Here is a 5,248-nt window from a genome sequence, read left to right as displayed (position 1 = left end):
GTCTTGCCATGATCGACATGGCCAATCGTGCCGATGTTCACATGAGGCTTTGTACGCTCGAATTTACCTTTTGCCATGTGATCTCTCCATTCCTGCTCGCCCGTGCGGGCTTTGAATTAAGTTAGCGCTGCAACCCGTTGGGGTTACGCGTATTTCTTCTGGACTTCCTGAGCGACCGCAGTGGGGACCGGCTCGTAGTGATCGAACTGCATCGTGTAGGCCGCGCGGCCCTGGCTCATCGAGCGCAAATTGTCGACGTATTTGAACATGTTGGCGAGCGGCACCATGGCGTTGACAACCACCGCCACGCCGCGCGATTCCTGGCCCTGAATCTGGCCGCGACGGCCGTTCAGATCACCGATGACGCTGCCGACATAATCTTCCGGCGTCACCACTTCGACCTTCATGATCGGCTCGAGCAACTGCACGCCAAGCTTGGGCGCCGCTTCACGGAAGCAGGCACGGCCGGCGATTTCGAAGGCGAGCACCGAGGAGTCGACATCATGGTAGGCGCCGTCGATCAGCGTCGCCTTGACGCCGATCATCGGGAAGCCGGCGAACGGGCCAGAGGTCATGACGCTGTTGATGCCCTTTTCGACACCGGGGATGTATTCCTTCGGCACAGCGCCGCCGACGATCTTGGATTCGAACAGGAATTCGCTGCTTTCCGGATTCGGCTCGAACAGGATCTTGACACGGGCGAACTGGCCGGTGCCGCCGGTCTGCTTCTTGTGGGTGTAGTCCTGCTCGTGCCTGCGGGTGATCGTCTCGCGATAGGCCACCTGCGGCGCGCCGACATTGGCCTCGACCTTGAACTCGCGACGCATGCGGTCGACGATGATGTCGAGGTGGAGTTCGCCCATGCCGGAGATGATGGTCTGGCCGCTCTCCTCGTCGGTCTTGACGCGGAAGGACGGATCCTCGGCGGCCAGGCGATGCAGCGCAAGGCCCATCTTCTCCTGGTCGTTCTTGGTCTTCGGCTCGATGGCGATCTGGATGACCGGATCGGGAAATTCCATGCGCTCGAGGATGACCGGATGCAGCGGATCGCAGAGCGTGTCGCCAGTCGTCGTGTCCTTGAGGCCGGCCAGAGCGACGATGTCGCCGGCGAAAGCCTCTTCGACGTCAGCGCGCGAATTCGCATGCATCTGCAGCATGCGGCCGATGCGCTCCTTCTTGCCCTTCACCGTATTGTCGACCGAGATGCCCTTGGTGAGCTTGCCCGAATAGATGCGGGCAAAGGTGAGCGAGCCGACGAACGGGTCGTTCATGATCTTGAAGGCGAGCATCGACAGCGGCTCGCTGTCGTCGGCGTGACGCTCGATCTCGGCGTCGGTCTTGGCATCGACGCCCTTGATGGCCGGAACGTCGGCCGGCGACGGCAGATATTCGACGACTGCGTCAAGCAACGGCTGCACGCCCTTGTTCTTGAAGGCCGAGCCGCAGAACATCGGGTAGAACTTCACCGCGATGGTGCCCTTGCGGATCAGGGCGCGGATCTCGTCATTGCTGGGCATCTTGCCTTCGAGGTAATTCTCGAGCGCCGTCTCGTCCATTTCGACGGCGGCCTCGATCATCTTCTCGCGATATTCTTCGGCACGTGCCTTGAGGTCGTCCGGGATCTCGACGACGTCCCAGGCGGCGCCCAGCGTCTCGTCACGCCAGACCAGCGCGTTCATCTCGACGAGATCGACGACACCCTTGAACTCGGTCTCGGCGCCGATCGGCAGCTGCATGACGACAGCCTGCGCACCGAGGCGCGAGCCGATCATTTCGACCGAGCGATAGAAATCCGCGCCGATCTTGTCCATCTTGTTGCAGAAGATCATGCGCGGCACGCGGTACTTGTCGGCCTGGCGCCAGACGGTCTCCGTCTGCGGCTCGACACCGGCGTTGGCGTCGAGCAGCGCAATGGCGCCGTCGAGCACGCGCAGCGAACGCTCGACCTCGATGGTGAAGTCGACGTGGCCGGGAGTGTCGATGATGTTGAAGCGGTGCATCTTGCCGTCACGAGCCTTCCAGAAGGTCGTGGTCGCGGCGGACGTTATGGTGATGCCGCGTTCCTGCTCCTGCTCCATCCAGTCCATGGTGGCAGCGCCGTCATGGACTTCGCCGATCTTGTGCGACTTGCCCGTGTAGTAGAGGACGCGCTCGGTGGTCGTCGTCTTGCCGGCGTCGATATGCGCCATGATACCGAAATTGCGGTAGTCTTCGATTTTATATTCGCGGGCCATGGGAGGTGCCTCTTCAGTCTCGTTCGCGCTTTACCAGCGGTAGTGCGCGAAGGCGCGGTTGGCTTCTGCCATCTTGTGGGTGTCTTCACGCTTCTTGACGGCGGTGCCGCGGTTGTTGGCCGCGTCCATCAGCTCGCCGGAGAGGCGGTCGACCATCGTGGTCTCGTTGCGGTTGCGGGCGGCGGCGATCAACCAGCGGATGGCCAGCGCCTGACGGCGCTCGGGGCGCACGTCGACCGGAACCTGGTAGGTGGCGCCGCCGACGCGGCGCGAACGCACTTCCACATGCGGCGCGACATTGTCGAGCGCCTGATGGAAGACGGTGACCGGCTCCTGCTTGGTCTTGGACTGGACCTGGTCGAGCGCGCCGTAGACGATGGTCTCGGCAACCGACTTCTTGCCGTCATACATGACGGCGTTCATGAATTTGGTGACGATCAGATCGCCGAACTTCGGGTCCGGGTTGATCTCACGCTTTTCTGCACTGTGACGACGGGACATTTTTTCTCTGCCTCAATTCTGCGTGGTGGCCTGGATCCCGGATCGTCGCCTGGCGCCGTCCGGGATGACCTTGGCTACGCTTCGGTCACTTCGGACGCTTGGCGCCGTATTTCGAACGGCGCTGCTTGCGGTTCTTCACACCCTGCGTGTCGAGCACGCCGCGGATGATATGGTAGCGGACGCCCGGAAGATCCTTGACGCGGCCACCGCGGATCATAACCACCGAGTGCTCCTGAAGGTTGTGGCCTTCGCCGGGGATGTAGCCGATCACTTCAAAACCATTGGTCAGGCGGATCTTGGCCACCTTGCGCAGCGCCGAGTTAGGCTTCTTCGGCGTCGTTGTGTAGACGCGCGTGCAGACGCCCCGCTTCTGCGGGTTCTGCTGCATGGCCGGGACCTTGTTGCGCTTCACCGGCGCAATGCGCGGCTTGCGGATCAGCTGGTTGACGGTAGGCATTAAACCCTCTTGTCTCTCAATTCCGTGTCTCGCCCGGTCAGGGCCGCTCAAAGCGTCATTTCCATACGCAAATTCGGGCCACAAACCGCGCCTCGCGGTCTTGCCCGAACAAATGGCAGAGGAAGCGGAAACCGCTTCATGCACGCCGGAAATGTCTTTTCGCTCGTAAAACGAACCCTGTTTGAGGCAAACTCCAAAGCGTGTCGCTTCGGAAGGGAGAGCCTCACATCGGTTCTGACTGGGCGGCTTCTACTCGCAAGCCTGTTGCCCGTCAACCCCGGAGCACCAAATATTACGCTGAAACCGAGGCTTGGCAGCCATGCGAAAAGCGCATGTAATTTTCTTTCGCCCTTTTGCAAGAGCAAGGAAGAATGTGACCGGCCGTCGGCTGTTGCATAGCCACGCTTCATGCGAGAAAGCGACATGAACAGCGCAAATCCCCTCGCCCGGAGGAATCGGCCCGTGAACGACAATGATGAGCGCCCGGTCACCATCATCACCGGCCGGGCGTGGAAAAGAAAGGGCGGCAAGCCGGAAGGCGTCCACCTCATGCTGGTCGCGCCCGACGACGATTCGGCGGTGCGCCGGGCGCTCGAATCACTGGCGGCCGAAGGCTACGCCGAGGCGGAGCTCGACCAGATCGGCGACCTGGACGGCGTGCCCGACGAAGAGCCGCATTTGTCGGCCTATCAGGGCGCGCTCGAAGGCGAAGTGTCGATCGTCACCTTCGACGTGCCGCTGTGACCAGCCATGTCCCTGGCCGTCGCGGTTTGGGGCCGTCGCGGTCTGGCACTGCTTGCCCGGCATCGGTTCTCTGCTAAGAACCAAGCGCAATATCAACCTGCGGAGTTCCCATGTCCCTGAATAGCGGTCCCATCAAGCTCGGCATCGTCGGCGTGGGAAAGATTGTTCGCGACCAGCACCTGCCGGCCCTGGCCAAGGACCGCGACTACCTGCTCACCGCCGCCGCCAGCCGGCACGGCAAGGTGGGCGGCATCGCGAATTTTCCTGATATCGAGGCGATGCTCGACGCGGTGCCGGAACTCGAGGCCGTATCGCTCTGCATGCCACCGCAGTTCCGCTACGACGCCGCGCGGACGGCGCTGGAAGCAAAAAAGCATGTTTTTCTGGAAAAGCCACCCGGCGCCACGGTCAGCGAGGTCGAGGATTTGAAAGCACTGGCGGCGGCAAACGGCGTCTCGCTGTTCGCCAGCTGGCATTCGCGCTATGCGCCGGCGGTGGAAGCCGCGCGCACATTTTTAGGCTCGACCCAGATCAGGTCGGCCGCCATCAACTGGAAGGAGGACGTGCGCCGCTGGCACCCGAACCAGGACTGGATCTGGGCGCCAGGCGGCTTCGGCGTCTTCGATCCCGGCATCAACGCGCTGTCGATCGCAACCCACATACTGCCGGCGATGTTCATCAGCTCGGCGATCCTCGATTTTCCCGAAAACCGCGCCGCCCCGATCGCCGCGCACATCGCCTTCCGCACCTCGAACGGCTTGCCGGTGGCGATGGAACTCGACTGGCGCCAGACCGGCCCGCAAAGCTGGGACATCCTGGCCGAGACGGACAAGGGCGCGATGGTGCTTTCTGGCGGCGGCGCAAAACTCGCGGTCGACGGCCGCGTCGTTCACGACGAGCCGGAAGCCGAATATCCGATGCTCTACAAGCGCTTCGCCGAGATTGTGCGCGCCGGCGTCTCCGACGTCGATCTCGCTCCGCTCCAACATGTCGCCGACGCCTTCATGCTCGGCAAGCGCAATGTGGTGGAAGCGTTTTTCGATTGACGCGTACAATGCGGCTATGAACGACCCGCCTGCCCAGCGTTGGTAGTTGGCGAAAGCGGAAGCGCCATACAATCTCCCCTGGATCCCTCAAGGCAGGGCTGTCGCAAGCCGAGGCTTTCGCTCTACGATGTACCCCCAGATAGTGTCCTGAAGGTTCTGCAAAAAGCTTTGGAGAGAGAACAGCCCTTGCTCTGAGGCGAGGGGCGGCCATGGCACGCTGGTGACGTTGCGATCACCGATTCCCGTGGAAGGGTAAGTGCCATGAC

General features: G+C 62.1%; 5 protein-coding genes and 1 pseudogene. 2 read left to right on the top strand and 4 right to left on the bottom strand.

Annotated features, from left to right (window positions below; all coding sequences use genetic code 11):
• The 4 genes and pseudogenes from AC0L3H_RS32670 to rpsL form a co-directional block, all read right to left on the bottom strand.
• Window positions 1-77 (bottom strand): annotated as a pseudogene (locus AC0L3H_RS32670) (GTP-binding protein); the annotation flags it as partial.
• A gap of 66 nt (window positions 78-143) precedes the next feature.
• Complete coding sequence (gene fusA / locus AC0L3H_RS32665) at window positions 144-2,234, bottom strand: elongation factor G (RefSeq protein WP_023798114.1); 2,091 nt, start codon at window positions 2,232-2,234, stop codon at window positions 144-146.
• A gap of 30 nt (window positions 2,235-2,264) precedes the next feature.
• Window positions 2,265-2,735, bottom strand: a complete 471-nt coding sequence (gene rpsG, locus AC0L3H_RS32660) for a 30S ribosomal protein S7 (protein WP_008875664.1) — start codon at window positions 2,733-2,735, stop codon at window positions 2,265-2,267.
• Window positions 2,736-2,820: 85 nt separating this feature from the next.
• On the bottom strand, window positions 2,821-3,192 hold the full coding sequence (gene rpsL / locus AC0L3H_RS32655) for a 30S ribosomal protein S12 (protein WP_006333356.1): 372 nt from the start codon (window positions 3,190-3,192) through the stop codon (window positions 2,821-2,823).
• A 462-nt stretch (window positions 3,193-3,654) separates the two neighbouring features.
• Between rpsL and AC0L3H_RS32650 the strand changes: the two genes are divergently transcribed.
• Window positions 3,655-3,936, top strand: a complete 282-nt coding sequence (locus AC0L3H_RS32650) for a hypothetical protein (RefSeq protein ID WP_023798115.1) — start codon at window positions 3,655-3,657, stop codon at window positions 3,934-3,936.
• A 110-nt stretch (window positions 3,937-4,046) separates the two neighbouring features.
• Window positions 4,047-4,982 (top strand): Gfo/Idh/MocA family protein, encoded by a 936-nt coding sequence (locus AC0L3H_RS32645; RefSeq protein ID WP_473588216.1) that lies wholly within the window; start codon window positions 4,047-4,049, stop codon window positions 4,980-4,982.
• Window positions 4,983-5,248 lie beyond the last annotated feature (266 nt).

The sequence above is a fragment of the Mesorhizobium sp. WSM4816 genome, from assembly GCF_055811535.1.
Note: the sequence above shows the minus strand (reverse complement) of the source record. Positions and strands in the feature narration are given on the sequence as shown.